Here is a 1768-nt window from a genome sequence, read left to right on the forward strand (position 1 = left end):
TCAGGCAAGAAATGAAAATGGATTGGCTAAAATTCCACACATCTCCGGTCAAATTAATGTGCCAGTCATGACGCTGCATACGATTGGCGATTTATTTGTCCCATTCTCAATGGAGCAGCTTTACGCTGAAAGAGTAGCAGAAAACGGCAAGTCAGATATGCTTGTCAGCCGGGCTATTAGAGCGGTCGGACACTGTGAGTTTACACCTGCTGAAGAGACTGACGCGTTCGCTGACCTCGTCGAATGGGCAGAAGGCGGTGAAAAGCCTCAAGGTGATCAAATTCTAAACCCTGATATCGTCAAAAATAAAGACTTTGGTATTGAATTCACTTCACCTCTACGAGTTTATGATCCCTTGCAAAATAGTAATTAGCAGATGAATGTATAATGTTTCTAATGGTAAGCAGGAATGTTTGAATAGGAGAAGAAAGATGATTTTCAATATGAGTAAACTATTAAATTCATAATTTGAAAAGCTTCTTACGGTCACAGTTCATTAGAATTGTGACCTTTTGATTTTTGAACAATAGAGGTGGAGCCATTCTATATCAAAGCGTGGCTGACTAGGGAAACTGCAAAGAAAAAAGAGAGGGGAAAGGAAATACTTTTAATTCAAAATACTTAGTTTAGTTCTAGTTTCAAACAGGGAATAGATTCAATAATTGGAAAATGTTAGTTTCAGTCTGATCCTGAAAGAGTTTGTCTGCTTCTCGTACATAAAGGAGGGGTACCTCAAACGTAAACATGTTGATCCGTTCCCGAGCTTGGTCGAGTTTTTTAATTCGAGAAATGAAAGCGCTATCAACAGAGCGGAATAAACATTAGGAGGTTGCAAAATTATGAGTGGCAATCGTGCGGTGGCATATACAGGTAATGGAGGAGTGACGGTAAAGGATATCGATTTTCCTGAGCTTGTTTTAAGGGACGGCCCTGGGGTCAACCCTCACAATGTTGGGCGTAAATGTGAGCATGGTGTCATATTAAAAGTCGTGTCAACAAACATTTGCGGAAGTGACCAGCATATGGTTCGTGGACGAACGACAGCTCCGGAAGGTCTTGTGCTCGGTCATGAGATTACAGGCGAAGTTATCGAAACCGGTCGTGATGTCGAGTTTGTGAAAAAAGGCGATCTTGTCTCAGTTCCTTTCAATATTGCCTGCGGTCGCTGCCGAAATTGTATTGAAGGAAAAACCCATATTTGCTTGAATGTCAATCCTGATCGGCCAGGTTCTGCATACGGGTATGTTGACATGGGCGGATGGGTAGGTGGACAAGCTGAATATGTGATGGTTCCCTATGCAGATTTTCAAGTGCTTAAATTTCCTGATAAAGACCAAGCGATGGAAAAAATGCTTGATTTGACGATGCTTTCCGACATTTTTCCGACTGGCTTCCATGGTGCCTATACGGCAGGGGTGAAGATGGGATCTACAGTTTATATTGCAGGTGCAGGACCAGTGGGACTTGCGGCTGCTCACTCCGCGCAGCTATTAGGAGCTTCAACTGTTATCGTCGGTGACCTTATCGAGGAACGGTTACAGCAAGCGAAAAGCTTTGGGTGTGAAACGATCAATATTAGCGAACACGATAATATATCTGAACAAATCGATCAAATTCTTGGAATTCCTGAAGTTGATGCAGCTGTTGACTGTGTTGGATTCGAGGCCCATGGACACAATCATCAAGAAGCTCCAGCCACGGTTCTAAATTCAATTATGAAAGCAACGAAGGCCGGTGGTGGTCTAGGTATTCCAGGTCTTTATGTAAC

The 1768-nt window shown here is 42.8% G+C and carries 2 protein-coding genes; both read left to right on the forward strand.

Translation table 11 applies throughout. The annotated features are described in order from the left end of the window. Positions 1-373, forward strand: a 373-nt coding sequence (locus LD39_RS23220) for a hypothetical protein (protein WP_035551020.1), incomplete at its 5' end; no start/stop codon positions are given. Between the two features lie 466 nt (positions 374-839). Further along, positions 840-1768 (forward strand): alcohol dehydrogenase catalytic domain-containing protein (locus LD39_RS17890; protein ID WP_035551023.1); only part of this gene is annotated, 929 nt, incomplete at its 3' end.

It is taken from the genome of Halobacillus sp. BBL2006, assembly GCF_000786645.1.
GTDB lineage: Bacteria > Bacillota > Bacilli > Bacillales > Halobacillaceae > Halobacillus.